The following is a 26,321-nucleotide window of genomic DNA, read 5'->3' as shown; positions in this document are numbered from 1 at the left end:
CTGGCTGCCTTGACAATGCAGCAACTCGCCAACGATTTCTGGAACCTGCGCGGCACCTTCAAGGTAGCCGGCATCCTTGACCTGGGTACACAGCTCTCGCTGATCCGCCGCCGCAACGGGCGCTTTCTGGTGCTGGACAGCTACACACCCGACGATGATCAACGCGAGACGCTGCTGCGCCTTACCGAGGGTGGCACGCGGGTGGATGCCATCATCAACGTGCATCCGTTCCATACCCTTCACTGCGAACCGCTGCACCACCTGCTGCCCGGTGCGCGCCTGATCGGTACCCGCCGCCACCTGCAGCGGGCACCTCAGCTGCCGTGGGACCCGCAGGTCATTGAAGATGACGGCACACAGGCCGAGTTTGCCGATGACCTCGAGTTTTCCGTTCCGGACGGGCTGGCGCTGGTGCCGGATGATGACAGCGTGCACGCCAGTTCCGTGCTGGTGCGTCACCGCCGCAGCGGGATCGTCCACGTCGATGACACGCTCAACGTCCTTGCTGCCCCTGGCGTGCTGGGCAAGCTGCTGCCGCAGTCGAAACTGAAGTTCCATCCGAAGCTGGCGCATGCACTGCAGGCGCGGCCAGGCGCAGCCGATGCATTCGCGCGGTGGGTGCATGCACTGGCCGAACGCTGGGCTGGCACGCCTTTCGTCTGCGCCGCGCATAGTGCCGTGCGTCCGCTGCCGGCTGCCGGCTGGCGCGACGAGCTACTCGGCGCGCTGCACAGCGTTGAGACCGTACTCCAACGCCATCGACGCCGTCACGGCTGAAACGCCGGGACGCGCAGGTGCCGTCCCTGCCCCGGCTGATCCCCTCTTCCACAGGAAAAACACAGCATGAGCGACAAGCAGATCACGACCGTAAACCCCCTTGACGAACAGGTACTCGACACCTATGCGTACATGACCGATGCGCAGGCTGCAGACACCGTCAAGGCCTGTCATGAAGCCTTCCTGCAATGGCGTCTGCGCAGTCTGGAAGATCGCGCCAGCGTCATGACTGCCATCGCGCAGAAACTGGAGGAAAAGAAAGAGGCCTTTGCACAGCTGATGACCAACGAGGTCGGCAAGCTGATCGGCGACAGCCGCAGCGAGGTGGATCTGTGCGTGGCCATCTGCCGGTATACCGCCGAGCACGGCCCGAAGGTACTGGCCGATGAGGAGCGCCCCGCCGCGAACGGTACCGGCATCGTCACCCATGCGCCCATCGGCGTGGTGTACGGCATCCAGCCGTGGAATTTCCCCGCCTACCAGGCCGTGCGCTATTCCATCGCCAGCCTGATGGCCGGCAACGGCGTGCTGCTCAAGCACGCCGAAAGCTGCACCGGCAGCGGCCTGTTCCTGCGCGACCTGTACCAGGAGGCGGGCCTGCCCGAGGGACTGTTTGGTGTGCTGCTCATCAGCCATGAGCAATCCGATGCCATCATCGACCATGATCTGGTGCGCGCGGTCACGCTGACCGGCAGTGAAAAGGCCGGTCGTACCGTGGCCGAAAAGGCCGGCAAGGCGCTGAAGAAAACCATGCTGGAGCTGGGCTCCAACGATGCCTATCTGGTGCTCGATGATGCCGACCTGGAGCTGGCGGTAACCACCTGCGTCAAGGGACGTCTGTTCAACAACGGCCAGACCTGCGTCAACGCCAAGCGCTTCATCGTCACCGCGAAGAACTACGATGCGTTTGTAGACGCCTATGCGGCGCAGTTCGCGCAGATCCGCATGGGTGACCCCAATGAGGCCGGAACCCAGCTTGGGCCGATGGTGTCCAAGGCACAGCGTGACACCCTGCACGACCAGGTGACCAGAAGCATCGCGCAGGGCGCACGGCTCGTGGTGGGTGGCGAAGTACCGGCCAGGACAGGGTGCTTCTATCCGGCCACGGTTCTGGCCGACGTAGCCCCCGGCCAGCTCGCCTACGAGGACGAGCTGTTTGGTCCGGTGGCCGCCATCATCCGGGCCGAGGACGATGAGGATGCCATGCGCATTGCCAACGACAGCCGCTACGGACTGGGCGGTGGCATCTTCAGTCGAGACGTGGAGCATGCCCGCCGACTGGCCACCACGTATTTCGATACCGGCATGGTGTGCATCAACAGCTTCAGCGTGGCCAGCCCCGCCCTGCCCTTCGGTGGCGTGAAGGCGTCCGGCTATGGACGCGAGCATGGCCCTGAAGGCTTGAAGGAGTTCGTCAACGTCAAGTCGATCACGCTGCCGGCGGCCCGATGAGCAGGGTCCTGCAGTGTGATGTGGCGGTGATCGGCGCGGGCACCGCCGGCCTGGCGGCAGAGCGTGCCGCCCGCCGCAACGGCGCCTCCACGTTGATCATCGATCCGCACTTTGATGGCACCACCTGCGCCACCGTGGGATGCATGCCCTCCAAGCTGCTGATCGCCGCTGCCACGCAGGCCGCGCGCGTCCGGCGTTCGGACCTGTTCGGCATCCGGGTGCAGGGTATGCACATCGACGACAGCGCTGTGATGCAGCGCGTGCGTGACGAGCGTGATCGCTTCGCCGCGCTGACCCGCAAGCAGATCGAGAAGCTCGACCCGGCCACCCGCATCACCGGTCGCGCGCGATTTACCGGGCCGACGACGCTGGAGCTGGACGATGGCAGACGCATCCAGGCGCGCGCCATCGTCATCGCTACCGGCTCGTCACCCTTGCTCCCGCCGCCGTTTGCGGCGCTGGGGGAGCGTGTGCTGACCAACGAGAGCCTGTTCGAGCTTGAACAGCTGCCGGCGCGCATCGCGGTGGTCGGCACCGGTTCGCTGGGTCTCGAGTTCGCCCAGGCACTGGCGCGGCTCGGTGTGAAGACAACCCTGCTCGGCAAGGACAGCCAGCTGGCCAGGATCCGTTGCCCGCGCGTGCACGACGCGCTGCAGGCCGTGCTGGAACGCGACATGGACCTCCACCTGGGCGTGGATGTTCACCCGGAGCGCACCGCCGATGGCGTGGAGGTGCGTTGGCAGGGCGAGCAGGGTGCACACGGAAGCGTTCGTGTGGATCATGTGCTGGCCGCACTCGGCCGCCCGCCCCTTCTGGACGGACTGGCACTGGACAAAGCCGGGCTGGCGCTCGACCAGCACGGCGTGCCCTGCCACGACCGCGAAACCATGCGCTGTGGCGACAGCGCCGTGTTTCTTGCCGGCGACGCGGCCGCCGACCTGCCCCTGCTGCACGAGGCGTCCAGCGACGGCGCCATTGCCGGTCGCAACGCGGCGGCGTTGCCCGCACGCATCGCGGTCAAACGGCACACTGCGCTGAGCATCACCTTCACCGAGCCTCCCATTGCCAGCATCGGGCAGTCGGAGGACGAAGCCGCCATCACCGGAACGTCCGACTTTGATGACCAGGGCCGTGCGCGCGTGGAGGGCATCAACGAAGGAAAGCTGACCCTGTACGCAGCAGCGCCGGAGGGCAGGCTGATCGGTGCGGATCTGGTGGCACCGGCAGGCGAGCACCTGGCGCATCTGCTGGCATGGGCGATCGAGACCGGCTGCACGGCGAGCCAGCTGCTCGAACTGCCGTTCTACCATCCCACCGTGGAAGAAGGGCTCAAGGAGGCGCTGCGACGTATCTGTGCGGCAACGCCCCTGCCGTTACCGGCCAACCATGATGCGGGAGTGCCGTCGGGAGCCTGATGGCGACCCTGCGCTGCCGGTCCGGCCACCACGCCGGGCCGGCAGCTCCTGTCCGCGCCTGCTTCAGTGAACCTGCGGTGCCTTTGAGTGTGTCTGTCCCAGCAGGCCTGCGGCTTCAACCTGTCCTGCAATGGAACTCTCCAGCAGCGCGACGTAGGTGTCCAGCCGCGTGCGCAGGCTGATCCCTACCCAGCCAATCAGGTAGAGAAGTGCCATCGCGAAGATCAGCATCGCACCGAACACGCTCACGTCGAACGCCGCGGCCCAGTCACCCCACTTCCAGTCACGGAACTGCAGGTACAGGGCAATCAGGAGGGGAAATGGACCCAGTCGCTGCAGTCCGCCGAACAGGATGCCCATACGCTCGGTCATGCCGGCACGCAGGTTGGCGACATAGGCAAGACGACGCTCGCGCTCGATGCGTGGAAACTGCCTGAGACTTTCAATCACTTCCTGCCAGCGGTCGAACTCGCTGTCCATTTCGCAGGCATGCGAAAGCCTGGGCTGGATGTACTGACGAATCTCGCGCCGTGCACCGAGCACGCCTGAGACGATGAACCCCGCGAGCTCGACAAACAGGCAGACCCGGACCAGACCAAGCGCAATCCGGGGCGCGATGACATGCTCAGGGATCAGTGCTGTGAGAACGCCGATCAGCGCCGCGGCGATGCCTGTGCGCAACGACCAGCGCTCCACCCTGCCCGCTTTGGGATAAATGCTGTACGCGACCAACGCCTGCACACGCTGGTAAAGCCAGTGAAAGCTCAGATCATCCTGCTCACAGGCCCCTTTGCCTGTTGCGCGGCCCTCTGTCTGCATCTCCATTGCACCCCCTGCACGGTCCCGGCCACGTCGCCGAGGACAGCATCGTATCCGAGCGGCGGGCTCGCGTGTCCCGGAACACGCATTCCATACGCCTGACACCTACGGGCGCGAAGACCCATGCCGCCGTGTCAGCTCGTCAACATACAGCGCGATGGCACTGGCCGCGCTGCCGTCGGACAACGACGTCCGGATGCGATCCAGCAGCACGGTATCGGTCATCTGTGAAGGGTCACGGGCCGAGTTCGCCGCACGGGAGCGCTCGATGCGGTAGCGCTGCTGCCGCTCGGCTGACGTCATCGCGCGGTCGCCCAGCGGCCTGCGGCCACGTTTGCGCGGCTGACCGCACGGCTCGTGCGGCGGGGTCATTGCGGGCGGCCGTCAAGTTTGGCGGGCGTCGCGCTGGCGGGTGTTCTGGATGATCCGGTTTTCGGCTGCAGCATCGCGGTAGTTTCCTGACAAAGGCTGTGCCGCCATAATCGTAACGCGTTACCAAATTACTGACAGCCACCCTGGCTGCCGGGCACCGGACCCATTGCTAGGCGGCGTCGGCGTACGGCATCTCGAAGGTAAACCGGGTACCGTCGCTTGCCGACGACGTCACGCCGAGGGTGCCGCCGTGCGATCGGGCAATCTCCGAGGCGATGTAGATCCCCAGACCAAGGCCCGGTCGCGGCTGGTCGCTCTGCTCACGCGAGAACGGACTGAAGATGACCTGCAGCCTGTCTGCGGGGATCACCCCGGCATTGTGAACATCCAGCCTCAGCACATTGTCGGCGGCACGCACCTTCAAGGTCACCGGGCTCGAACGCTCGCCGTGCTGCGCTGCATTGGTCAGCAGATTGGCGAGCAGTTGCGCGAGCCGGTTGGGGTCGCAGATCACGCTGCCGTCGATGTCCATCTGCACGTGGATATCCTGGCGCCCGGTGGCGATGCCAACCTCCTGCGCCACCCGCACAAGCTCTTCTTCGAGCGCTGCGACCATGCGTACCGAAACGGGGATGCCCCCACCCAGACGACCGCGCGCGAAATCAAGCACGTCGTTGATCAACCCATCCATCCGCCGTACGCCTGATGCAATGTGCGCAAGCATCTGCTGCTGCCGTTCGGGTGTCGGATCGAACTCCAGCGACTCGGCGGCGATGCTGATGGCCTGCAGCGGGCTGCGCAGGTCATGACCCAGCACGGCGATGAACTGGTCGCGCAGGTCGGAGGCCTGCTGAGCGGCCGTCAGCGCGGTCTGCGCATCGCGCAGGCGGTCCTCTGTGTCCAGATGGTTGCCGACCAGCTCGGCCAGCAGCTCCATCGAACGCTGGACGTGGGCCTCGTCGAAGTTGCCCGGCAGCGAGTCGATGGCGCAGAGCGTGCCGAAGAAGCTGCCGTCAGGCCGGAAGATCGGCACCGATGCATAGCTTTCCAGCCCATAGATGCGGGGCGTATGGTGTTCTGAAAACTGCGGATGAGCGCTCGCGTGGGCGAACACAACAGAGGTGGACGACTGCCTGATCTCGTCACAGATCGTGGTTTCCAGCACCAGCTGGCCGCCGGGAACGAGCCCGAACTCAAGGCGGTCCAGCGTCGCGCAGGCGGTCCAGGTCGTGTCGGTGACCCGCGCAATGGCGGCAAATCGCGAGCCGGTGATGTGAGCCACCGTCTCAAGAATACGCGGTACCGCCTGGACTCGACCGATCTCGGCAATGTCTTCCAGCAGATCAGGATCGGTCAGGGTCGGCATGCAGGGGAACAGCAGCAGGGTCGTCCATCATCCCATGAAACCCGTCCGGGAGTCGGCCAACCCCGTTCAGCTCTTGACCTGCCGCCCGCGCTCGTTCCGGCATCGGTCCGAACAGTAGCGCACACTGTCCCAGTCGCGGGCCCATTTGCGACGCCAGGTGAAGGGCCGACCACAGACAGCGCAGAGCTTCCATGGCAGCTCCGTCTTTTTCTTCATCTTTGGCACGGTGCGCTTCGCCCAGCGTCACGCAGCATCAGACGCCCTCGCAGATCATTGGGCTGTCCAGCCACGCATGCAGGGCCGCGGCGGGCATCGGGCGTGCGAAGAGGTAACCCTGGAACTGTTCGCAGCCCAGCGTCACCAGCAGGTCGCGCTGCTCGACCGTTTCCACGCCTTCGGCCAACGCGTTCATGCCCATGATCTGCGAGATTTCCACGATCTTGCCGAGCAGACGCTGCGTACGCTCCTGCGCGGTCACCTCCTGCACGAACTGCCGGTCGATCTTGAGCTTGCGGACCGGCAGCCGCCGCAATGTCGACAGCGAAGAGTACCCGGTGCCGAAATCATCCAGCGCCCAGCTGACCCCCAGCACCTCCAGTTCCCGCATCCGTTCGATCATCTCTGCGGTATCGGCCGACAGCGCCGACTCGGTCAGCTCCAGCTCGAGCAGCGCAGGGTTGATCCCGCTCTGCGCAACCAGCCGTGCCACCGACGGGACAAATGCCGCGTCAAGCAGCTGTACCGGGCTGATGTTCACCGCGACCCGCAGACCGCAGGTGTTGGGATGGTGCGACCACTGCTCCAGCAACCCGCAGGCCTGCCGCAGCACCTCCAGGCCTATATCGTTGATCAGCGTGCTTTCTTCGGCCAGCGGAATGAACGTATCCGGTGACAGGGTAGTGCCGGAAGGGTGCCGCCAGCGCACCAGGGCTTCGACGCCGATGGGCCTGCCATCGACGCGCACCTGCGGCTGATAGTGCACCTCGATCTCACCATTGCGCACCGCCCTGCCGAGCTCGCGCTCCAGCCGAAGCCGCTTGCCGATATCCAGCCGGTAAATGCCGAATATGGCGGCAAGCAGTGCCATGGAAATGGTGGTATTGGCCCGCGCGCCCCATTCGCGCAGTTCCAGCGGCGGGGACAGCCCCGGCGCGAGCGTGTCGAGCGTGCCCAGTGCAAACCCCACGAACAGCACCATGCAGCCCAGCGGAAACACCATCGACCCGTAACGTTCCCGCGCTTCGAAGGTGAACGCCGCGCCGGCGGCCAGCGGCAGCAGAAACAGATGCACGGAGCGAGGCACGCGCTCGATGGGCGCATCAATCAGCGCGATGGCGCAGATCGCAGCCAGTACACCATGGGCAACGATCAGCAGTGACGCACCGTCGCTGCGACGGCTTCGGACCAGCGCGAGGATCCCTACCGCCATCAATCCGACAAAGACGATGGACAGCTCAGCCCTGTCAAACATCAGGTAACAGATGGTCCAGGCCAGCCCGAGGCTGATGCAGGCGATGCCGGACAGGGACAGGATGGCCGAGACCTTCTCTCGCCGCACTGCCCCGTGGAACCGGAGCACGCCATACTCGCTCCTCGCCGCTCTGTTCATCATGACAAAAAGCTCCTGTGGCGGCGGTTGCGGCCACGCGCCCACGTGACCAGCGACGCCTGTACTGCGGGAGGCACGTGGGTGCTGAACAAGGCGGCTGGCAGGAGAGTAGCAAAGCATGGAGACAAGCCCAAGCCGCCTCAGTCCGGCTTTATGGCGACAACAGGATCACTCGCGCCTCGCCGCCCGCTGCGGTTCGAGCCAGGCGCCTCAACACGGCGCTCATCCGCATCCGCTATCCTGTGCGCCTCAACCCGGCCAGGCCTTCCAGCACATGCGTTCCAACGATCCGGGGGCCGGCTGCGCGCTGTGCCGCGATGCCGAGCCGCTCTCGTTCGACTTCAGCTACGCGTTCCAGCCGATTGTGGATGTCGACACGCGTCGCGTGTTTGCGCATGAAGCCTTGGTCCGGGGGGTGTCGGGCGAGTCGGCCAGATCGGTGCTGACGGGGGTTACTGCAGACAACCGCTATGCGTTCGACCAGGCCTGCCGGGAAAAGGCCATCGCCATTGCGGCACGGCTGGGATTACGCTCGCACCTGTCGATCAACTTTCTGCCCAACGCGGTCTACCGGCCCGAGGTCTGCATCCGCTCCACCCTGCAGGCCGCACGACGTCACGGCTTTCCGGTGGAGCGCATCATCTTTGAAACCGTGGAAGGCGAGCAGGTCAGCGATGGCAAGTGGCTGGCGGAAATCCTGAACCAGTACAAGCGCATCGGCTTCATGACCGCCATCGACGATTTTGGCGCGGGGTTTGCCGGTCTCAATCTGCTCGCCGATTTCCAGCCCGACATGGTCAAGCTGGACATGGCACTGATCCGCAGCATCGACCAGAGTCCTGCGCGCCGGGCCATCGTGGCCGGCGTGGTATCGATGTGCGGCCAACTGGACATCGACGTGATCGCCGAAGGTATCGAAACCGCGAACGAAGCGCGGTGCCTGCGCGATCTGGGCGTGCACCTGATGCAGGGCTACTGGTTTGGCAAGCCCCGTTTCGAGTCGTCAACGCACGAACGCGAGATTGCCTGGTCGGATTGACGCCTGGGGGCAGTTGCCCCCTCCGCCGAAGGCGCCCAGCCCTGCTATGCGCAGGTTACACCGGGGGTCTTGTTGCGCAGCTCGTCCACCAGCACCCGGGTGTTTTCGCTGTAATCGATCGGCACATCCAGCAGGTGCACCCCGCCGGCGGCAAAGGCAGCCTCGATCATCGGCACCAGCTGCTCGACCGCCGTGAGCCGAGAGCCCTTTGCACCATATGCTTCGGCGTAGCGGACAAAATCCGGATTGCCAAAGCGCATGCCGTAATCCTCGAAACCGTCCACCGCCTGCTTCCAGCGGATCATGCCGTAAGCGCAGTCGTTGAGGATGAGCACCACCAGGTTCAGGCCCAGGCGGACTGCGGTCTCAAGCTCCTGCGAGTTCATCATGAAACCGCCATCGCCGCAGACCGCAACAATCCGACGCTGGGGATACAACAGCGCTGCCATCATGGCCGACGGCAATCCCGCCCCCATCGTGGCCAGCGCGTTGTCCAGCAGCAGCGTGTTGGCTACGTGCGTGCGGTAGTTGCGCGCGAACCAGATCTTGTACATGCCGTTATCCAGACACACGATGCCGTCTTCCGGCACGGCCTGGCGCACGTCATGCACCACACGCTGCGGCGTTGGCGGAAAGCGATCCTCGTCCGCACGGTCGTTGAGCCTGGCCAGAATCTGCTGGCGCAGCGCCGCCATCCCCTCGTCCCCCGACACCCGGCCTTCCAGTCGATCTGCGAGGGCGTCCACGCTGGCGCCGATGTCACCGATCACTTCGATGTCAGGGTGGTACACCTGCTCGACGGTCGCCGACCGGAATCCAATATGGACGACCTTGCGCGCGCCGCCTGGCTTCATCAGGAACGGTGGCTTTTCGACGGTGTCGTGGCCGATGGCGATGATCAGATCCGCGCGCTCGACAGCGTCGTGCACATAGTCACCTTCGGAAAGCGCGGCCGTGCCCATGTACAGGTTCGAGCCACCGGTCACCGCCCCCTTGCCCATCTGGGTATTGAAGAACGGCAGCCGCGTGCGGACTACAAAGCTGGAAAGCGCATCGGTCAGCGAGGGTCGGCTTGCTGCAGCGCCGAGCATCAGCAGCGGACGCCTGGCCGCAAGGATGGCCGCCTCGGCGCGGTCCAGCGCTGCAGGATGCGCATGGGGCCGCTCCATGGGATGCACCGCCACGACGGGCACGTCATCCAGTGTTTCAGCGGCGATGTCCTCGGGAAGTTCGAGATGCACCGGGCCCGGGCGCTCTTCCATCGCCACCCGGAACGCATCACGCACCATCGCAGGGATGGCGGCAGCATTGACGACCTGCCGCGTCATCTTGGTAAGTGGCTTCATCGACGCGACGATGTCAACAATCTGGAAGCGCGCCTGCTTGGCGCTCATTACCGGCTTCTGCCCGGTGATCAGGATCATTGGCCATGCGCCCAGATGGGCGTAAGCAGCACCGGTGGAAAAGTTCAGCGCGCCGGGCCCCAGCGTGGCCAGACACACCCCGGGCTTGCCGGTGAGACGGCCGTGCGTGGCCGCCATGAAAGCGGCGGCCTGCTCGTGACGGGTCAGCACCAGCTCGATGCTGGAGTGGCGCAGCGACTCGAGCAGGTCGAGATTTTCTTCGCCAGGCACGCCGAAGATGCGGTCAACACCCTCGTTTTCCAGTGCGGCAACGAACAGATCGGAGCCTTTTGGCATCGTGTCGGTCCTCGAGCAGGGGTCCGGGTGACTATACCGCCCCCCTGTGAAGCGGCGTGACTGCAGTCATACGCAGGCTGTTCACAGCGCCAGAGCGGCAAGGTCGCGATGATCGAAGACCTTCCATCAGCTTTCCCGGCAACCGCTGCCAGCCCCATGCTCCAGAACCTGCTTCATTACGCCCCTCTGATCACCGCGGCAATGACCTGCGTGACGGCGATGATCTGGATCGTCTACCTGAGCTTCTTCCTGCGCAGCTACCGGCGCCAGCAGCGCCCGTCGATCCTGATCACCTCCGGTGCCGGTCGCGATCTGGACGCGCACTGTTTCGTGACCAATCTGGGCCTGGAACCGGTCTATCTGCTGGACGTGGTGATCGACCTGATCGACACGAACGGCAGGGTCGCGCGCGCGGTCATCCCTGAGCGCACCGAGCGTTGGAACAAGGTGCAGCCCGGTGAGGACGATGATGCGCGGCTGGCAACCAATGTCGGTCCGCTCAGCAGCGGCGGTGAGCGCGACCTGGGCCGCTTCCGCACGCTGATCGAGCGGGCCAGTACCGCCAATCCGGATATCGAGGCGGAGGGTGAGTTCACCAGCCTGGAGATCACGGTCGTCATTGTCACCGCGAGCCAGGCGGAGCTGTGCGGCGCCGTCCGCTGCTACGGCATCGAACGCGCGACGTCAGGTCAACCGCGTCTGAAGGCGCATACGATCAAAGCCCGTCAGCTCCAGGGCTACTTCGCCCGCAACAAACTGGCACGCCTGCTGTCAGCGCAGCTGGACGCAGGTGGCTGAACGTGCCCAGGTGCATCGCGTCACAGTTTTACAAACCGCTGGATCTTGCGTGCCAACCATCCACTGAAAACCAGCGGTGCATCCAACGCGGATACACAGATGCACGGCGCGCCCGGCGCGGTGACCGGCTGGTGCTCCACGCATTGATCGAGATCGGCAACGTCACCCGGTGCGAACAGGCCCAGCGCATCGTTGTAGGCGCCACGCAGAACCTGGGTCAGCTCGCTGCTGCCATGGCTGTGCAGGGGCAGGCTCTTGCCTGGCGCGATCTTCAGCATGATCAGCTCGGGCATGCCGACCGCGCGGATACAGTGCACGCCGGGGGCGATCCAGCGCCAGCGCAGTCTACTCAGCGAGGGGCCAAAATACGGGTGCAACGCGGCGGGCATGTAATCAGGATCGGCTTGGGGGCGCTCGGGTGGCAACGAACGTACTTCGGCCGGACGGTCGGCCGGCACCAGTGCGCCCAGCTGCGACAGCATCGCCTCGCGCATCACGGCCAGACGCGCCTCGTCCGCGGCCGACGGCTGGGTCTGCTCCAGCAGCGTCGCACCAATTGCCTCAGCCGCTCCCAGCCGCCGGCGGCAATGCGCGCACAACTCCAGGTGCGCGCCTGCCACGATGCTCAGCGGTGCCGGCAGCGCGCCGGCGGCGTAGCTCATCAGCGTGGACTCGTCCAGATGGTGGTTCGGGCTCATCGCACACCCCCCACCTTGCTCTGCAGCTGCAGGAAGGCCCGGCGCAGGTGCGATTTGACGGTGCCCAGCGGCATGCCCAACGCCTGCGCGATTTCACCGTGGCTTTTGGCCTCGAAGTAGGACATGCGCACCAGACGCCCCTGCACAGCAGGCAGCTCGTTGATGCGCTGGCGCAGCCGCGCCTGGTCTGCGAACTGTTCTGCACTGCTGCGCTCCACCACATCCAGCGCGGACGCCTCCTCCACCGCATCCTGCACCTGCATCCAGCTGCGCTCACGACGGATCCGGTCGATATGCAGGTTGCGCCCGATCCGGTACAGCCACGTGCTCAAGGCACCTTGGGCGGGATCGAAATCGGCTGCGCGCATCCACAACCGCAGCAGGCTCTCCTGCGCCAGCTCTTCGGCGACCGCCTCCGGCGCGCCGAGACCGCGCAGGTAGACGCACAGCCGCGGCATGAAGTGGTCATAGATGCGCAGGAAGCAGTCACGGTCACGCAGGCGCGCGACGCCACTCATATCATGCGTCCAGTTGATCGGTTCGCTGCTGGGCTGCTGGGAACTGGACACGATGCGCGCGGTGTCGAAGCTGGAAGGGGGGCTGGCGGCGTCAGAGTACATCAGGCAGGGCGGAAGTCGATGAATTGGTTTGTCCTGGTTACGTGCGGGCGACCCATTTGGATGCAGCCCGGTTGCTGCATCTGTTCAGCGTCTCCCGACGTAGGCGGTCTGAACCCATTACCGAGACGCCGCCATGCGCATGCTCTGCCTGTTGTTGTGCCTGCCGAACATCGGCTGGGCGGCCCCTCTGTTGCGCAGCGAGGGGCTGGCCACCGGCAGCGACGGCAGTGTGCTGTACCGCGAGGTGCACTGGCAGGACGGGCCGCAGGCCGGTGCCCAGCGCTGGGTCCAGTACGAGTGTCCCGACGGTCGGCCGTTTGCCCGCAAGCAGCTGCCTGCCAGTGGACGGGCGCAGGTGCGTGGCTATCGCCTGCAGGATATGCGCAGTGGCCAGGACGCCGTGGTTGAGGTCGCCTCCGGCGCGGTGCGGATCCAGTGGCGTGAATCGACTGCTGCGGCCAGACGCGAGCGGGAGCTGGCGCTGCCGGCAGACGCCGTGGTTGATATGGGATTCGACGCCGCCGTCCGTCAGCACTGGGGCGCATTGATGCGGGGTGAGACATTGACCCTGCCCTTCCTGGTGCCAGGCCGCCAACAGTTCTACCCGGTAAAGGTGATCCGCCGCGCAGCACTGCGCTGGGAAGGTCAATCGGCACAGCAGATCGAGGTCGCGCTGGCCGCGTGGCACGGCGGGCTGGCGCCTCGACTCAGGCTTGTCTACGCCGACGCGGATCAGCGCCTGCTGGAATTCCGCGGCACCTCCAACCTGCGCGACGCCGAAGGCGGCTATCCGCAGGTAACGGTGCGCTTTGCGCAGATCGCCCAGGAACAGAGTCGCGAAGACTATGGGCGCCAGTGGTCCAGGCCGCTTATCGCACGCTGCCACGTCAACAAGGCGTGACGAATAAAAAGTCTGCCTACACTGCATCCATACAGCGCCCTGCCACGTAAAGACCGGTAGAAATCACTCCGGGACCCCACATGGCTTCTGCAGCGCCTCACCTCCGCCGACGTGCGCGCCTGTGGCAGACGCTCCGACGCTGGTTCGACGCCAGCGCTGCAGCGGACATGCCACGCGGCGAGCCGGAGCGTATCGACTGGTTGCGTGCGGTGCCCTTCATCCTGATGCATGTAGCGTGCCTGGGCGTGCTGTGGGTCGGCGTCTCCTGGACGGCACTGCTGGTTGCGGCCGCACTTTATGCGGTGCGCATGTTTGCGATCACCGCGTTCTACCATCGCTATTTCTCGCACCGCACCTTCCAGGCATCACGGCCGGTGCAGTTCGTGTTCGCGCTCATCGGCGCTGCCAGCGTGCAGCGCGGCCCCCTGTGGTGGGCCGCACATCATCGCCATCACCATCGGCATGCCGACCAGCCGCAGGACCCGCATTCGCCGCGTCAGCGTGGCTTCTGGCGCAGCCACATGGGCTGGTTCCTCACCCGTGAAGCCTTCGCCACCGACCTCTCGCGCGTGCCCGATCTGGCCCGCTTCCCCGAGCTGCGCTGGCTTGATCGTTTCGATACCGCCGTTCCCGTGCTGTTGGCCGCCTCGCTGTACGGCACCGGCGCGCTACTGGAACGCGTGGCGCCGGGCCTGCACACCAGCGGGGCGCAGCTGCTGGTCTGGGGCTTCTTTGTTTCCACCGTGGTGTTGTTCCATGCGACGGTGACCATCAATTCGCTGTCACACCGTTTTGGCCGACGCCGTTTCGAAACACGCGATGACAGCCGCAACAATCTGTGGCTCGCCCTGCTCACCTTTGGTGAGGGCTGGCACAACAATCACCACTTTTTCCCCGGCACGGTACGCCAGGGCTTCCGCTGGTGGGAAGTCGACCTGACCTGGTACGGGCTTCGCGCGATGGCTGCGCTGCGCCTGGTCAGCGGGCTCAAACCGATTCCGCAATGGGTGCTGGACAAGGCGAGATACTGACATGCGCATCGCAATCATCGGTTCGGGTATCGCAGGCCTCGCCAGCGCATGGTGGCTGGACGGCGAGCATGAAGTGACCTTGTTCGAGGCTGACGACCGGCTGGGCGGTCACACCCACACCCACGACGTCCAGGTCGGTGGACTGCGAATGGCGGTCGACACCGGATTCATCGTCTTCAACCCACAGCACTACCCCCTGTTGACCGGCCTGTTTGACGAGCTCGGGGTGGCATCACAGCTCACCACGATGAGCTTCTCGATGCACAGCGAGCGCAGCGGGGTCGAATACAACGCGACCTCGCTTGACGGGCTGTTCTGCCAGCGGCGCAACCTGGTGTCACCCCGTTTCTGGGGCATGCTGGCCGACCTGCGGCGCTTCTATCGCGATGCGCCTTTGCTGCTGCGTGAGGAGCGTGGGCCCACGCTCGGTCAGTACCTGCGCCAGCAGCGCTATGGCGAAGCCTTCATCGAGGAACACCTGCTGCCGATGGCTTCGGCGCTGTGGTCGTCGCCGACCGCGACGATCATGGACTTCCCGGCGCGTTACCTTGCCCAGTTCATGGCCAACCATCAGATGCTGCAGATGACCGGTCGCTCCTCCTGGCGGGTGGTGACTGGCGGCTCGGCGCGCTACGTAGAGGCCCTGCGCAGCCGCTGGCGCGTGCGTGAGCGACTGGAATGCCCCGTACACCGTGTCGAACGCATGCCGTGGGGCGCTCGGGTACACAGCGCAGCCGGCGTGGAAGGCTTCGACGAGGTCATCCTGGCCTGCCATAGCGACCAGGCGCTTGCCCTGCTGGAGGACGCCGATGCGGTCGAGCGCCAGGTGCTGGGCGCCATCCGTTACCAGACCAACGAGGTTGTACTGCACACCGACGCCTCGCTTCTTCCGCGCGACCGCAAGGCCTGGGCAGCGTGGAACGCCCATGTGCCGCGTGAACCAGGCGCACCCTGCACGGTGAGCTACTGCATGAACCTGCTGCAGGGCCTTCCCGGTGACGTACCGCTGGTAGTGACCCTCAACCGCAGCGAGGCGATTGACCCGCGCAAGGTGCTGCGTACCCTGCACTACGCGCACCCGGTCCATGATCATGCCGCAGTGCAGGCCCAGCAACGCTGGGAGGAGATCCAGGGTCATCGTCATACCTGGTTTGCCGGGGCTTACTGGGGCTGGGGTTTCCACGAGGATGGCATCCGCAGCGCACGCCGTGTAGTGGACGTTCTCGGCACCCGCGAGCGCCCCGGTCAGCTCGCTCCACAGGCCGAGTTCGCTGCATGACGGCAAGCGCGCTCTATTTCGGCCAGGTAATGCACGCCCGGCATCGGCCGCACGCGCATGCGTTCCGCTACCCGGTGGCGCAGCTGCTGCTGGACCTGGACGAACTGGACACGGTGTTTGCCGGCCGCTGGCTGTGGTCGGTCAACCGCCGCAACCTGGCCGAGTTCCGCCGCAGCGACTACCACGGTGACCCGTCGCGTCCGCTGGCCGACGCGGTTCGCGACCGTGCCGCGCAGACGCTGGGACGGCGCCCGACCGGGCCGGTGCGGCTGCTCGCCCATCTGCGCTTTGCCGGCCATGTGTTCAATCCGGTCAGTTTCTACTACTGCTATCAGGTCGATGGCTGCACGCTGGACTGCATCGTCGCTGAAATCACCAATACCCCGTGGAAAGAACGCCACGTCTACGTGCTGGACGCCCGCCGGGCCGAAACTGGTGCCGATGGCAGCCTGCGCTGGCGGTTTGACAAGGATTTCCATGTGTCGCCCTTCATGCAGATGGACTGCCAGTACGACTGGGGGTTTTCCGCACCGGGTGAGGATCTGCGTGTGCACATGCAGGTCTGGCGCGAAGGCCAACGCCAGTTCGACGCCGTGCAGCGCCTGCAGCGGCGTCCGCTCGATGGCCGCGGGCTCGCCCGCGTGCTGCTGGCATACCCACTGATGACCCTGCAGGTGGTGGCCGCCATTCACTGGCATGCACTGCGCCTGTGGCTCAAGCGCAATCCGGTCCACGACCACCCTTCCCTTGCCGAGAAAACGCGATGAACGAACTGACTCCCTCGGTCGCCCTTGCCCTTCCTGCCGGGCTGGATGGCCTTCTGCGCCGTCGTCTTCTCGGCCAGCTGGCCACGCTGCAGCATGGTCAGTTGCGGGTGGTCGATCCGTTCGGCGAAACCGTTCTGGGTGAAGCCATCGGGGCGCTGCGTGTCACGCTCACCATCAAGGACGTCGCGTTCTACCGCAAGGTGGCCGCTCAAGGCAGCGTCGGCGCAGGCGAGAGTTACATCAACGGCGACTGGCACTGCGATGATCTGGTGACGCTGGTCCGGTTGCTGGTGCGCAACCGCGACCTGCTTGATGGGATGGAGGGCGGCACTGCGCGTATCGGAGGATGGTTGCTGCGCGGTTGGAACCGGCTGCGCCGCAACAGTCGTGAGGGCAGCCGCAGGAACATCGCCGCGCACTACGACCTCGGCAATGATTTCTTCTCGGTCTTCCTTTCCCCCGACCTGATGTATTCCTCGGCCCTGTTTGCGGGCGAGAACGAAAGCCTGGAAGTGGCGTCGCGGCGCAAGCTTGACCATATCTGCCAGCAGCTTCGCCTCGCGCCCGGCGACCGTGTCGTGGAGATCGGGACCGGCTGGGGCGGTTTTGCCCTGTACGCGGCGCAGCACTATGGCTGCCATGTCACCACCACCACCATTTCGGCCGAGCAGCACGCATTGGCGGCGGCGCGCATCCAGGCGGCCGGGCTGCAGGACCGGGTGACGTTGTTGATGCAGGACTATCGGGACCTGACCGGCCAGTACGACAAGCTCGTCTCCATCGAGATGATCGAGGCGATCGGTGCCGAGTTCCTGGACACCTACATGGCGACTCTGCAGAGGCTGCTCAAGCCTGACGGCCTGGCACTGCTGCAGGCCATCACCATCGAAGACCACCGTTATGAACAGGCGCGGCGCAGCGTGGACTACATCAAGCGCTTCGTCTTTCCGGGCAGCTTCATTCCCTCGCTCAACGCCATCATGACGTCCAAGACCCGGGTGACCGACCTGCAGCTGATCGGTCAGCACGACTTCGGCCACTCCTACGCGCTGACCCTGCGCGCCTGGCGCCAGCGCTTCATGGCGCAGTTGCCCGCAGTAACGGCGCAGGGCTTCGATCACGATTTCTGCCGGCTGTGGGAGTTCTACCTGGCCTACTGCGAGGGTGGCTTTCTGGAGCGCTCGATCGGTGTCTCGCATCTGCTGCTGGCGCGGCCAGGCTACCAACCAACACTGGGAGCCAGCGCATGAGCTCGCTGCTGTGGGTAGCGCTGTACGCGGTCGCATCGATGAGCTGGGGCTGGTGGTGGCAGCGCCGCCACCACAACATCGGCGTGGTCGACGTGCTCTGGGCCAAGGGCGTAGGCGTTGCTGCGCTGCTGCTGGCTCTGCTGGGCCAGGGCGCGTGGCAGCCGCGCGTCGCGCTGGGCGTGCTGGGCGGATTGTGGGGTGGTCGCCTTGCCCTGCATCTGTGGCGCCGCGTGCGCAGCGAAGAAGAGGACGGACGCTACCGCTACCTGCGCGAGCACTGGCACAGCCACCAGGGAAAGATTTTTGGGTTCTTCATGGCCCAGGCCATGCTGATCCTGTTGTTCGCGCTGCCCTTTGTAGCGGTCGCTGCCAACCCGAACACCGACATGGCCGGCTGGGTGTTGGCCGCCATCGCGATGTGGCTGATCAGCGTCGGTGGCGAAGCGCTCGCCGACAGACAGCTGGCGCGCTTCCGCGCCGACCCTGACAACAAGGGCCGGACCTGCCGGGAGGGACTGTGGCGCTACTCGCGCCATCCCAACTATTTCTTCGAGTGGCTGCACTGGTTCACCTATGTGCTGCTGGCCATCGGCTCGCCGCTTTGGTGGCTGTCTTGGGCCGGTCCGGTGGTGATGTACCTGTTCCTTCGCTATCTCAGCGGCGTTCCCTTCACCGAAAAGCAGGCGCTGCGCAGCCGTGGAGAAGATTACCGTCAGTACCAGCGCACCACCCCGATGTTCTTTCCCTGGTTTCCACGCACCTCCAAGGAGCACGCCGCATGAACGCAATCCCCTCATCACCGCGTCCTGCGGAGACCGAACCTGGTCTGGTCGGCTGGGCTGAACGCGGTCTGGTTCCGGACGCGGCGCTCCGCGCAGGCATACGCCGGCTGTGCGCGCAGCGCCTGCATGAAGAGTCCGACGGCGGTATCGAAGCCCAGTCGGCACGGTTCACCGCGCGCATCGCCGAACTGGCCAGCAGTCCGCTGGCCCTGCATGTGGACGAAGCGAACCAGCAGCATTACGAAGTGCCCGCAGCGTTCTTCAAGGCCTGCCTCGGCAAGCGGCTCAAGTACAGCAGCTGTTACTACCCCACCGGCAAGGAAACCCTCGATCAGGCCGAAGCGGCGATGCTGGCGCTGTATGGTGAGCGCGCCGGCCTGGCTGACGGCCAGCAGATCCTCGAGCTTGGCTGCGGCTGGGGCTCGCTGACACTGTGGATGGCTGAGCGCTACCCTCAGGCCCAGATCACCGCCGTCTCCAACTCGCACAGCCAGCGTCAGCACATCGTGGCCCAGTGCGATGCGCGTGGACTGGACAATGTGCAGGTCATCACCTGCGACGTCAACGAACTGGATCTGACGGCAGGCCGCTATGATCGTTGCGTGTCGGTGGAGATGTTCGAGCATGTGCGCAACTACGAGCGCCTGCTGGGCAGCATCGCCCGCTGGTTGAAACCCGATGGCGCGCTGTTCGTACACATCTTCGCGCACCGCACGCTGATGTATCCGTTCGAGACCGAGGGCGGCGACAACTGGATGGGCCGCCATTTCTTCACCGGCGGCTTGATGCCTGCTGCCGACACGCTGCTGCATTTCCAGCGCGATCTGCAGCTGCAGCAGCGCTGGCTGCTCGATGGCACCCATTACCAGCGCACGGCCGACCATTGGCTGGCCAATCAGGATGCGGCGCGCGAGCAGATCATGCCGGTGCTGGTGAACACTTACGGTCAGGCAGCCGCCCCGATCTGGTGGCAGCGCTGGCGGATGTTCTGGATGGCCTGCGCCGAGCTGTTCGGCTACGACGACGGCCAGCAGTGGCTGGTGGCCCACTATCTCTTCCGACCCCGCTGAGGTGACCCATGCGTTTGTTCTCGATGCTTCCGCTGCTCGCTGTCGGTCTGCTCGGCGCCGGCTGCAGTACCCATGACAACCGCCCCCTGCCGCGACCCGATTCGGTCGACGTGCCGCGCTTCATGGGGGACTGGTACGTGATCGCACACATCCCGACCTGGCCCGAACGCGAGGCGTTCGATGCGGTCGAGCGCTACTCACCGCGCAACGACGGACGGATCCAGACCGACTTCACCTATCGCAAGGGCAGCTTCACCGCGCCGCTCAAGACCATGCATCCGATCGGGCGGGTGGAAAAGGAAGGCAACGGCGCGGTATGGGGCATGCAGTTCGTCTGGCCGATACAGGCCGAATACATCATCGCCTGGCTGGACGAAGGCTATGACCAGACCATCGTCGGCCGTACCAAGCGGGATTACGTCTGGTACATGGCGCGCACCCCGCAGGTCTCAGACCAGGATTACCAGCAGGCCATGGAGCGCATCGCCGCGATGGGATACGACACCAGCAGGATCAGGCGCGTGCCGCAGTCGGAACGCTGAGCGCCGCCGCCCTGCCAGGCATTGAATGCCTGGCAGAGAGTGCGTGACAAAAGCAGCCGCACGCCAACCGGCGCTGCCCGGGCCTTCGCGGCCCGAGGCAGCCGCTGCCGGGACTCAGCGGTACCTGCTGTCCAGCTTGAAGATCGCCACCGCCCCCTGCAGCGCCTGGGCCTGGCTTTCCATCGAACGCGCGGCCGCGTTGGCCTCCTCCACCAGAGCCGCATTCTGCTGGGTGGCCTCGTCCATCTGGATGACGGTCTGGCTGACCTGGTCGATGCCGGCGCTCTGTTCCTGCGAGGCGGCGGAAATCTCGGCCATGATCTGCGTGACCTGCTGCACCGAGGCGACGACCTCTTCCATGGTGCTGCCGGCGCGGCGCACCTTCACCGCACCGGTTTCGACCTGACCGACCGATTCCTCGATGAGCCCCTTGATCTCCCGGGCGGCATCGGCCGAGCGCTGTGCCAGGGTGCGCACTTCGCTGGCCACCACGGCAAAACCACGGCCCTGCTCACCGGCGCGGGCGGCCTCGACCGCTGCGTTGAGCGCCAGGATGTTGGTCTGGAAGGCGATGCCGTCAATGACCGAGATGATATCGCCGATCCGGCGCGAAGACGCCTCGATGCCGACCATCGTCTGCACCACCTCGGCCACCACCGCACCGCCCTGACCGGCCACCTGCGCGGTGCCCTGCACGAGGGCATCGGCCTTGCGCGCGTGCTCGGCATTCTGGCGGACGGTGGAGGTCAGCTCCTCCATCGACGCAGCGGTCTCCTCCAGGCTCGCGGCCTGCTGTTCGGTCCGCCGGGAAAGATCGTCGTTGCCGGCCGCGATTTCACTGGCCGCCACATTGATCGCCCCGGTGCTCTCCTGGATGCGGCCGACAATCGCGCGCAGCTGATCCACGGTGGCATCGGCATCATCGCGCATCTGGGCGAACACGCCATGGAAGTGCCCCACCATGCGCGTGCTCAGGTCGCCAGCGGCAATGGCGCGCAGCAGACGGGAAAGCTCGGCCAGGTTGGCGTCGGTGGTCTGCATCAGCGCGTTCAGACCCTCCACCATCCCCCGGAAATCGTGCGAGAACGCCTGCGCGTCACCCCGCTGGCTGAAATCGCCGTTGGCCGCCGCGCCCGCCAAAGCCAGAATCTGCGTGTTGATCGCCTGCAGGTTGCGCTTGGTCACGGCCATGGCATCGCTGATGGCAGCCTTTTCGCCCGGCAATGCCGGCATGTCGGCGGTCATGTCACCCACCGCGTACCGCGACATCACCTCCACCAGCTGGCGCTGGACCTGCACATGCGCGCCCACAAGCGCATTGGTGCCGGCCACCATGCGCCCGTACTCGCCGGGGAAGGTGTCAGCCTGCATGCGATAGCCCATCTCACCCTCATCGTGGCGACGCGCCATCTCGTCCTGGGCGTCCATCACGCTGCGCAGCTGCGTCTGCATATGGCCCATCGCCTGCAGCAGGCGGCCCAGCTCGTCACTGCGACTAATATCGATGCGGCTGTCCAGCTGGCCGGCCGCCACCGCACCGGAAACGCGTACCGCCTCGGCGAGCGGTGCCAGCACCTGACGGCGGATCAGCACGAACAGGGCCGCACACATCAGTGCCGCAGACAGCAGCCCGACAACGATGATGGCGATCAACAGCCCACGGGCCGGCGCCATGACGTGGCTCCTGGGCACCGTGATGCCAAGTGCGAACACCTCCGGAGCATCACCAAGGCGCAGCGGCACCACCACCCGCAGGGCATCCTGGCCGCGGGCCTGTATTTCGTCGTTGACCAGCTCGCCTTTGCGCGTCACCTCCAACAGCATCCTGGTGTCGGCATCGTTACGCACCTTGCCTACTTCTGTGGGGTCGGCGCTGGCCATGACCGCACCCGCCGGCGACAGCAGGAAGGCCTCACCCACACCCAGCGGGCGGAGCCTGGACAGCCGTTCCTGCAGCGCGCCGAGCGCCAAGGTGACGTTCACCACACCGACGAAGCGGTCATCCTCCATGATCGGAGTGCTCAGCGTGGTCATCAAAGTGTCCACCCCGGCCAGCGGATACATATAGGGCTCGATGACGTTCGGCGCGTGGCTGTCGTGGCTCTTGAGGTACCAGTCACCGACACCGGGCACGGTGTAGTCGCGCACCGCTTCGCGCACCAGCGTGCCGTTCTGCCACGACCAGTACGCCATGAAGCGGCCGGTATCGTCATGGCCTTCGGTACCTGCGTAGTCGGCGTCCTTGCCGTCGAAGGCATCCGGCTCCCAGGTGCTGCTGATACCCAGCCAGTCCGTCCGCGCCTGCAGCTGGTCGTGCAGGATGCGCGCGGCGGTGTCGCGGCTGAAGCCCGGGTCCGCATGCTGGGTGCGCAGCGTTCGCGCCAGCACGGCGCTGGTGTCAAAGCCAGCCTCAAGTTCGGTTGCGATGGTGCTGGCTTCGTGCCGGGCCACTTCGCCCAGCATCTGCTGGGCCGAGGCCAGCAGGGCATCACTGCTGCGCCAGTAGATCACCACCGCTGTGAAACTGAAGCAGGCCACGGCCAGCAGTGCGGTGCCCAGCATCAGGCGCGCGGCCACGCTGTTACGCAACAACGAAACGCTCATGCGGAATTACTCGAAGATTGGCCGCGGCCCGGAATGGACGCAGTGCACCGTTCTGCGGTAACGGCGCGCGCGGCCGCTTCTTTAACAACCATTTGCCATGCAGAAAACTGCGCCCCAGCAGGTATAGTGCGCCGCGATTGATCCATTCCACAGGCCCCGACCCTCATGCGTGCTGCCCTGCCCAGTCTGCTCTGCCTTTCCCTGCTTGCTGCGGGCGCTGTACCGGAGGCGGTGGCCGCCAACGATACCGAGGCGGCGCCCTATCTGGACATCGGCGGCGCGGTGCGCTTCAACTATGGCTGGCTGGATTATGGTCCCACCAGCGGCCTGCAGCTGGAACTGCTGCGCGCCGATCTGGACGCGGGCGCGGGTCCGGCCTTCTTCTCGGCACAATACCGCTGGTATGACGGCTTCGACGCCGTGCATCACGCGTATGCAGGGTGGAACATCAGCGAACAGACCGCAGTGACCGCTGGTGTGCAGCAGGTGCCCTTCGGCCTGCTGCCGGCCGCTGCGCAGAGTTTCTGGTTTGGTTCGGGTTACTACCTGGGTATCGAGGATGACTACGATACCGGCGTCATGATCCGGCATGAGCAGGGCCCCCACCAGTGGCACGCGGCCTGGTTTATGGCCGACGAATACGGCACCGGTTCGCGTGCCGACCGCTATTCCTTCGACGTGGCCCAGACCGACGCGCTGCCCTATCGTGAGCGCGACCGCATCCACCTGCGATACGAGCGGGCGCTGGAATGGGCAGGTGGGCAGCTGCAGCTGGGCGCATCAGGCTTCAGCGGCAAGGTGCAGAACGTCGATACCCGGCGTCACCATGGCCACCACGGCGCGGCATTGCATGCGCAGTTCAAGCGGGACGGCTGGACCACGCAGCTGCAGTGGGCCCGCTACCGGTATGACGTGCCCGGCGAGCGGATCGCCATGTCCGCGTTTCTGGCGCCGTTCGAGATCGCCGCCGAGGCTGACGTACCAACCGCCAACCTGGCCTACTCGTTCGGCCGCCAGCGCTGGCTGGACGATGTCACCTGCTACAACAACCTCAGCCTCACCCTGCCGGTCCAGCGCGGACCTGCGGTGCGCGAGTCCTGGCAGAACGTCAGCGGCTGCAGTCTGGGCAAGGGACCGATGCTGATCTACGCCGACTGGATCGCCGGCAAGAACATGTGGTTTGCCGGCGGCAATGGCATCGGCATCGACACTGGGATGGCGACTGGCTGGCACTCCCGGTTCAACCTCAACATCGGGTTCTACTTCTAGGCCTCCCGGCTGCGGCCGACCTTGGCGCGGACATGGCCAGCGACATGATGCAATGGTATAACATTGCATAATTTCCCCTGTCCGGTCCCGCGTGAGCGCTCTATTCCTGCATTGCAAACCCTGCCTCCTGGCGGTCGCTGTCAGCGCCCTGCCCTCGCTGTCGGTCCATGCGCAGTCCTCGGACGCGGCGTTGACGCTGGGCAAGGTCGATGTCCACGAACACGCCGAAGGTCAGCTGAGCGCGCACCAGATCCTCACCTCGGTGGACGTGCTGGGAGCCGACCAGATCGAAGGGCGCAATGTCACGCACAGCTGGGAACTGCTGGGCCAGATGCCAGGCATCCAGCTCACCGAGTTCCGTCAGGGCGCCGAGTCCGGCAAGGTCAGCTTCCGGGCGTTCAACGGCGAGGGCTATGTCAACGCGATCAAGACCCTGATCGACGGCATTCCCAGCAACGTCAACAGTGGCAACCAGCGTTTCATCGACATGCTGTTCCCGCTGGAGATCAGCTATGTCGAGGTGGTTCGCGGGACCAACGATCCGCGCTACGGCCTGCACAACATCGGCGGCAACATCAACTTCGGCACCCGCCAGGGCGGCAGCTATACCGACGCGCGCGTGGCACTGGGCAGCTTCGACACGCGTGAGGGCCAGCTGGCCATCGGGCGCGAAGGCAACGGCCTGGCGCAGAACTATTTCCTCGGCGTGCAGTCGTCGCAGGGGTACCGCGAGCACGATGCCTCACATCGTTACTCGGTGGGTGGCAAATGGTTCGTCGGCGATCTCGACCAGGGCATGCGCATCGGCCTGAGCGCGCGAGCGTACCGCACCGGCGCCGAGGAGCCGGGCTTCATGACCGCCGACGAGCTGCGCACCGCGCGGAGACGGTCAGCGCTTCGCAACGGCAACGACCGCAGCGACCGCGACATGCGGCAGGTGGCGGTGCATCTGGACATGAAGCTCGCCGAGCAGACGTTCTTCGGCACGCGCCTTTACTACAACATCTACGAAGACGACCGCCGGGTCACCTTCGGCAGCCTGGCGACCGGCAACGCTCCCCGGCAGCGGCGGATATGGGATGAATCGCAGGTCGGATTGCTCACCACGCTTACCTGGCAGGCCGCGCCGCAGCTTACACTGGAGACCGGGTTCAACGTCGAGCACCAGGACAACCGCTACCAGCGGCTTCGCTACAGCTATGCCGAACCCACCGATTTTTCCGCCGTGCCGGCGCGCATCCAGAACGATGACCGGCACAGCTTCGACAACCTGGGCGCCTACGTGCAGGCCATTTACCAGCCCGTTGAGGCATTGAAGATCGTCCCGGCCTACCGCGTGGACCGGTTCGACGGCAGCACAACGCTGCCAGGCGGTGTGCATGCCCCTCTGCAGCACTACGGCACCATCGCCCAGCCCAAACTCAGCATCGTCCATGCGTTATCCCGCCACACCCATCTCTATGCGAACTGGGGACGCACCTTCCAGGTGCTGACCGGCGCCACTGCACCGGCGTACCTCACCCCGGGCCAGGCGCCCATGTCGCCCTCCACCAATACAGGGATGGAGCTGGGAATGAAGTTCAGGCCGTTCGCAGATACCCAGGCACGGCTTGCACTCTGGCAGCAGGATGCCACCAACGAAATCTCCAACATGCCCGCCACGGGTACGACCGTGGTGCTCGGCAAAACCCGCCGCCGCGGCGTTGATCTGCAGCTTAACGCACAGCTGGGCCAGCGCTGGACGCTGTGGGCGTCACATGCCTACCAGGAAGCCATTATCACCCGCGATGATCGCGATGCCGCCGATTCGATCCAGGGCAACGAAGTCATGGCAACGCCCCGTCACATCAGCAACATCGGCATGGATTACCAGGCCACCGATGCGCTGCGTCTGGGGCTGCAGGGACGCCTGCAGGGTGACTATTACCTGGAGGAGCGCAACGTCGCGGGAAAATACGGGCGCATCGCCACGCTGGATCTGAGCGCGCGCTACGACATGAGTCCGACCTGGAGTGTGGATCTGCAGTTGCGCAACCTTACCGGGCGCCTGTACGACTACGCGTGGTATGACAGCTTCTTCCAGGCCCGGCCCCAGCCGATGTACTCGCCCTCGGCAGGGCGACAGGTTTTCGTTGGTCTGAACATGAAACTCTGATGCGCA

Annotated in this window: 24 protein-coding genes; 15 read left to right on the top strand and 9 right to left on the bottom strand. The window is 65.3% G+C overall.

Annotated features, from left to right (window positions below; all coding sequences use genetic code 11):
- Nucleotides 1-15: 15 nt before the first annotated feature.
- From RZA67_RS07800 to RZA67_RS07790, 3 genes are all read left to right on the top strand, one after another.
- Nucleotides 16-777 (top strand): hypothetical protein, encoded by a 762-nt coding sequence (locus RZA67_RS07800; protein ID WP_317212128.1) that lies wholly within the window; start codon nt 16-18, stop codon nt 775-777.
- A gap of 66 nt (nt 778-843) precedes the next feature.
- On the top strand, nt 844-2,229 hold the full coding sequence (locus RZA67_RS07795; RefSeq protein WP_317212127.1) for an NAD-dependent succinate-semialdehyde dehydrogenase: 1,386 nt from the start codon (nt 844-846) through the stop codon (nt 2,227-2,229).
- Nucleotides 2,226-3,644 carry a dihydrolipoyl dehydrogenase gene (locus RZA67_RS07790; RefSeq protein ID WP_317212126.1) on the top strand — a complete coding sequence of 473 codons (1,419 nt, stop codon included), beginning with the start codon at nt 2,226-2,228 and terminating at the stop codon, nt 3,642-3,644. Before RZA67_RS07795 ends, RZA67_RS07790 begins: the two co-directional genes overlap by 4 nt.
- Nucleotides 3,645-3,707: 63 nt before the next feature.
- Here the strand turns inward: RZA67_RS07790 and RZA67_RS07785 are convergent, their stop codons facing one another.
- From RZA67_RS07785 to RZA67_RS07765, 5 genes are all read right to left on the bottom strand, one after another.
- Complete coding sequence (locus tag RZA67_RS07785) at nt 3,708-4,469, bottom strand: hypothetical protein (protein WP_317212125.1); 762 nt, start codon at nt 4,467-4,469, stop codon at nt 3,708-3,710.
- A 99-nt stretch (nt 4,470-4,568) separates the two neighbouring features.
- Nucleotides 4,569-4,835, bottom strand: a complete 267-nt coding sequence (locus tag RZA67_RS07780) for a hypothetical protein (protein WP_317212124.1) — start codon at nt 4,833-4,835, stop codon at nt 4,569-4,571.
- A gap of 169 nt (nt 4,836-5,004) precedes the next feature.
- Nucleotides 5,005-6,201 (bottom strand): GAF domain-containing sensor histidine kinase, encoded by a 1,197-nt coding sequence (locus RZA67_RS07775; RefSeq protein WP_317212123.1) that lies wholly within the window; start codon nt 6,199-6,201, stop codon nt 5,005-5,007.
- Between the two features lie 66 nt (nt 6,202-6,267).
- On the bottom strand, nt 6,268-6,417 hold the full coding sequence (locus RZA67_RS07770; protein WP_317212122.1) for a DUF2256 domain-containing protein: 150 nt from the start codon (nt 6,415-6,417) through the stop codon (nt 6,268-6,270).
- A gap of 37 nt (nt 6,418-6,454) precedes the next feature.
- A complete protein-coding gene (locus tag RZA67_RS07765; protein WP_317212121.1) occupies nt 6,455-7,813 on the bottom strand; it encodes an EAL domain-containing protein in 1,359 nt (452 codons plus the stop codon).
- A gap of 271 nt (nt 7,814-8,084) precedes the next feature.
- Between RZA67_RS07765 and RZA67_RS07760 the strand changes: the two genes are divergently transcribed.
- A complete protein-coding gene (locus RZA67_RS07760; RefSeq protein ID WP_317212120.1) occupies nt 8,085-8,849 on the top strand; it encodes an EAL domain-containing protein in 765 nt (254 codons plus the stop codon).
- 44 nt (nt 8,850-8,893) lie between these two features.
- On the opposite strand, the gene RZA67_RS07755 is transcribed toward RZA67_RS07760, so the two are convergent.
- On the bottom strand, nt 8,894-10,549 hold the full coding sequence (locus tag RZA67_RS07755) for an acetolactate synthase large subunit (protein WP_317212119.1): 1,656 nt from the start codon (nt 10,547-10,549) through the stop codon (nt 8,894-8,896).
- 156 nt (nt 10,550-10,705) lie between these two features.
- Here RZA67_RS07755 and RZA67_RS07750 point away from each other — a divergent pair, with 156 nt between their 5' ends.
- Complete coding sequence (locus RZA67_RS07750) at nt 10,706-11,347, top strand: hypothetical protein (RefSeq protein WP_317212118.1); 642 nt, start codon at nt 10,706-10,708, stop codon at nt 11,345-11,347.
- Between the two features lie 20 nt (nt 11,348-11,367).
- On the opposite strand, the gene RZA67_RS07745 is transcribed toward RZA67_RS07750, so the two are convergent.
- Nucleotides 11,368-12,045 (bottom strand): ChrR family anti-sigma-E factor, encoded by a 678-nt coding sequence (locus tag RZA67_RS07745; protein WP_317212117.1) that lies wholly within the window; start codon nt 12,043-12,045, stop codon nt 11,368-11,370.
- Entirely contained in the window at nt 12,042-12,665 is a 624-nt protein-coding gene (locus tag RZA67_RS07740; RefSeq protein WP_317212116.1) for a sigma-70 family RNA polymerase sigma factor, read from the bottom strand. Before RZA67_RS07740 ends, RZA67_RS07745 begins: the two co-directional genes overlap by 4 nt.
- A 133-nt stretch (nt 12,666-12,798) precedes the next feature.
- On the opposite strand from RZA67_RS07740, the gene RZA67_RS07735 reads away from it, so the two are divergent.
- The 8 genes from RZA67_RS07735 (at nt 12,799) to RZA67_RS07700 (ending at nt 20,287) form a co-directional block, all read left to right on the top strand.
- Entirely contained in the window at nt 12,799-13,566 is a 768-nt protein-coding gene (locus RZA67_RS07735) for a hypothetical protein (RefSeq protein WP_317212115.1), read from the top strand.
- 80 nt (nt 13,567-13,646) lie between these two features.
- On the top strand, nt 13,647-14,597 hold the full coding sequence (locus tag RZA67_RS07730; protein ID WP_317212113.1) for a fatty acid desaturase: 951 nt from the start codon (nt 13,647-13,649) through the stop codon (nt 14,595-14,597).
- Between the two features lies 1 nt (nt 14,598).
- Nucleotides 14,599-15,876: an FAD-dependent oxidoreductase gene (locus tag RZA67_RS07725; RefSeq protein ID WP_317212112.1), complete on the top strand. Its 1,278-nt coding sequence runs from the start codon at nt 14,599-14,601 to the stop codon at nt 15,874-15,876.
- Complete coding sequence (locus tag RZA67_RS07720; protein ID WP_317212111.1) at nt 15,873-16,643, top strand: DUF1365 domain-containing protein; 771 nt, start codon at nt 15,873-15,875, stop codon at nt 16,641-16,643. The genes RZA67_RS07725 and RZA67_RS07720 overlap by 4 nt, the downstream gene beginning before the upstream one ends.
- Nucleotides 16,640-17,893, top strand: a complete 1,254-nt coding sequence (locus RZA67_RS07715) for a cyclopropane-fatty-acyl-phospholipid synthase family protein (RefSeq protein ID WP_317212110.1) — start codon at nt 16,640-16,642, stop codon at nt 17,891-17,893. The genes RZA67_RS07720 and RZA67_RS07715 overlap by 4 nt, the downstream gene beginning before the upstream one ends.
- Nucleotides 17,890-18,675, top strand: a complete 786-nt coding sequence (locus tag RZA67_RS07710; protein ID WP_317212109.1) for a DUF1295 domain-containing protein — start codon at nt 17,890-17,892, stop codon at nt 18,673-18,675. Before RZA67_RS07715 ends, RZA67_RS07710 begins: the two co-directional genes overlap by 4 nt.
- Nucleotides 18,672-19,745: a cyclopropane-fatty-acyl-phospholipid synthase family protein gene (locus RZA67_RS07705; protein WP_317212108.1), complete on the top strand. Its 1,074-nt coding sequence runs from the start codon at nt 18,672-18,674 to the stop codon at nt 19,743-19,745. Before RZA67_RS07710 ends, RZA67_RS07705 begins: the two co-directional genes overlap by 4 nt.
- Nucleotides 19,746-19,753: 8 nt before the next feature.
- Nucleotides 19,754-20,287 carry a lipocalin family protein gene (locus RZA67_RS07700; RefSeq protein WP_317212107.1) on the top strand — a complete coding sequence of 178 codons (534 nt, stop codon included), beginning with the start codon at nt 19,754-19,756 and terminating at the stop codon, nt 20,285-20,287.
- Nucleotides 20,288-20,401: 114 nt separating this feature from the next.
- Here the strand turns inward: RZA67_RS07700 and RZA67_RS07695 are convergent, their stop codons facing one another.
- Nucleotides 20,402-22,891, bottom strand: a complete 2,490-nt coding sequence (locus RZA67_RS07695) for a methyl-accepting chemotaxis protein (RefSeq protein ID WP_317212106.1) — start codon at nt 22,889-22,891, stop codon at nt 20,402-20,404.
- 165 nt (nt 22,892-23,056) lie between these two features.
- Here RZA67_RS07695 and RZA67_RS07690 point away from each other — a divergent pair, with 165 nt between their 5' ends.
- Complete coding sequence (locus RZA67_RS07690; protein ID WP_317212105.1) at nt 23,057-24,160, top strand: hypothetical protein; 1,104 nt, start codon at nt 23,057-23,059, stop codon at nt 24,158-24,160.
- 127 nt (nt 24,161-24,287) lie between these two features.
- Nucleotides 24,288-26,315 carry a TonB-dependent receptor gene (locus RZA67_RS07685; protein WP_317213951.1) on the top strand — a complete coding sequence of 676 codons (2,028 nt, stop codon included), beginning with the start codon at nt 24,288-24,290 and terminating at the stop codon, nt 26,313-26,315.
- Nucleotides 26,316-26,321 lie beyond the last annotated feature (6 nt).

The sequence above is a fragment of the Stenotrophomonas sp. C3(2023) genome (assembly GCF_032911385.1).
Lineage (GTDB): Bacteria > Pseudomonadota > Gammaproteobacteria > Xanthomonadales > Xanthomonadaceae > Stenotrophomonas.
Note: the sequence above shows the minus strand (reverse complement) of the source record. Positions and strands in the feature narration are given on the sequence as shown.

Bases quoted from the DNA above. Each gene is read 5' to 3' on its own strand.
- RZA67_RS07735 (WP_317212115.1), top strand. From the start codon at position 12,799: ATGCGCATGCTCTGCCTGTTGTTGTGCCTGCCGAACATCGGCTGGGCG.
- RZA67_RS07780 (WP_317212124.1), bottom strand. From the start codon at position 4,835: ATGACCCCGCCGCACGAGCCGTGCGGTCAGCCGCGCAAACGTGGCCGC.
- RZA67_RS07800 (WP_317212128.1), top strand. From the start codon at position 16: ATGCAGCAACTCGCCAACGATTTCTGGAACCTGCGCGGCACCTTCAAG.
- RZA67_RS07710 (WP_317212109.1), top strand. From the start codon at position 17,890: ATGAGCTCGCTGCTGTGGGTAGCGCTGTACGCGGTCGCATCGATGAGC.
- RZA67_RS07775 (WP_317212123.1), bottom strand. From the start codon at position 6,201: ATGCCGACCCTGACCGATCCTGATCTGCTGGAAGACATTGCCGAGATC.
- RZA67_RS07750 (WP_317212118.1), top strand. From the start codon at position 10,706: ATGCTCCAGAACCTGCTTCATTACGCCCCTCTGATCACCGCGGCAATG.
- RZA67_RS07700 (WP_317212107.1), top strand. From the start codon at position 19,754: ATGCGTTTGTTCTCGATGCTTCCGCTGCTCGCTGTCGGTCTGCTCGGC.
- RZA67_RS07740 (WP_317212116.1), bottom strand. From the start codon at position 12,665: ATGTACTCTGACGCCGCCAGCCCCCCTTCCAGCTTCGACACCGCGCGC.
- RZA67_RS07765 (WP_317212121.1), bottom strand. From the start codon at position 7,813: ATGATGAACAGAGCGGCGAGGAGCGAGTATGGCGTGCTCCGGTTCCAC.
- RZA67_RS07715 (WP_317212110.1), top strand. From the start codon at position 16,640: ATGAACGAACTGACTCCCTCGGTCGCCCTTGCCCTTCCTGCCGGGCTG.
- RZA67_RS07705 (WP_317212108.1), top strand. From the start codon at position 18,672: ATGAACGCAATCCCCTCATCACCGCGTCCTGCGGAGACCGAACCTGGT.
- RZA67_RS07695 (WP_317212106.1), bottom strand. From the start codon at position 22,891: ATGAGCGTTTCGTTGTTGCGTAACAGCGTGGCCGCGCGCCTGATGCTG.
- RZA67_RS07795 (WP_317212127.1), top strand. From the start codon at position 844: ATGAGCGACAAGCAGATCACGACCGTAAACCCCCTTGACGAACAGGTA.
- RZA67_RS07730 (WP_317212113.1), top strand. From the start codon at position 13,647: ATGGCTTCTGCAGCGCCTCACCTCCGCCGACGTGCGCGCCTGTGGCAG.
- RZA67_RS07790 (WP_317212126.1), top strand. From the start codon at position 2,226: ATGAGCAGGGTCCTGCAGTGTGATGTGGCGGTGATCGGCGCGGGCACC.
- RZA67_RS07785 (WP_317212125.1), bottom strand. From the start codon at position 4,469: ATGGAGATGCAGACAGAGGGCCGCGCAACAGGCAAAGGGGCCTGTGAG.
- RZA67_RS07725 (WP_317212112.1), top strand. From the start codon at position 14,599: ATGCGCATCGCAATCATCGGTTCGGGTATCGCAGGCCTCGCCAGCGCA.
- RZA67_RS07690 (WP_317212105.1), top strand. From the start codon at position 23,057: ATGCGTGCTGCCCTGCCCAGTCTGCTCTGCCTTTCCCTGCTTGCTGCG.
- RZA67_RS07720 (WP_317212111.1), top strand. From the start codon at position 15,873: ATGACGGCAAGCGCGCTCTATTTCGGCCAGGTAATGCACGCCCGGCAT.
- RZA67_RS07770 (WP_317212122.1), bottom strand. From the start codon at position 6,417: ATGAAGAAAAAGACGGAGCTGCCATGGAAGCTCTGCGCTGTCTGTGGT.
- RZA67_RS07745 (WP_317212117.1), bottom strand. From the start codon at position 12,045: ATGAGCCCGAACCACCATCTGGACGAGTCCACGCTGATGAGCTACGCC.
- RZA67_RS07755 (WP_317212119.1), bottom strand. From the start codon at position 10,549: ATGCCAAAAGGCTCCGATCTGTTCGTTGCCGCACTGGAAAACGAGGGT.
- RZA67_RS07760 (WP_317212120.1), top strand. From the start codon at position 8,085: ATGCGTTCCAACGATCCGGGGGCCGGCTGCGCGCTGTGCCGCGATGCC.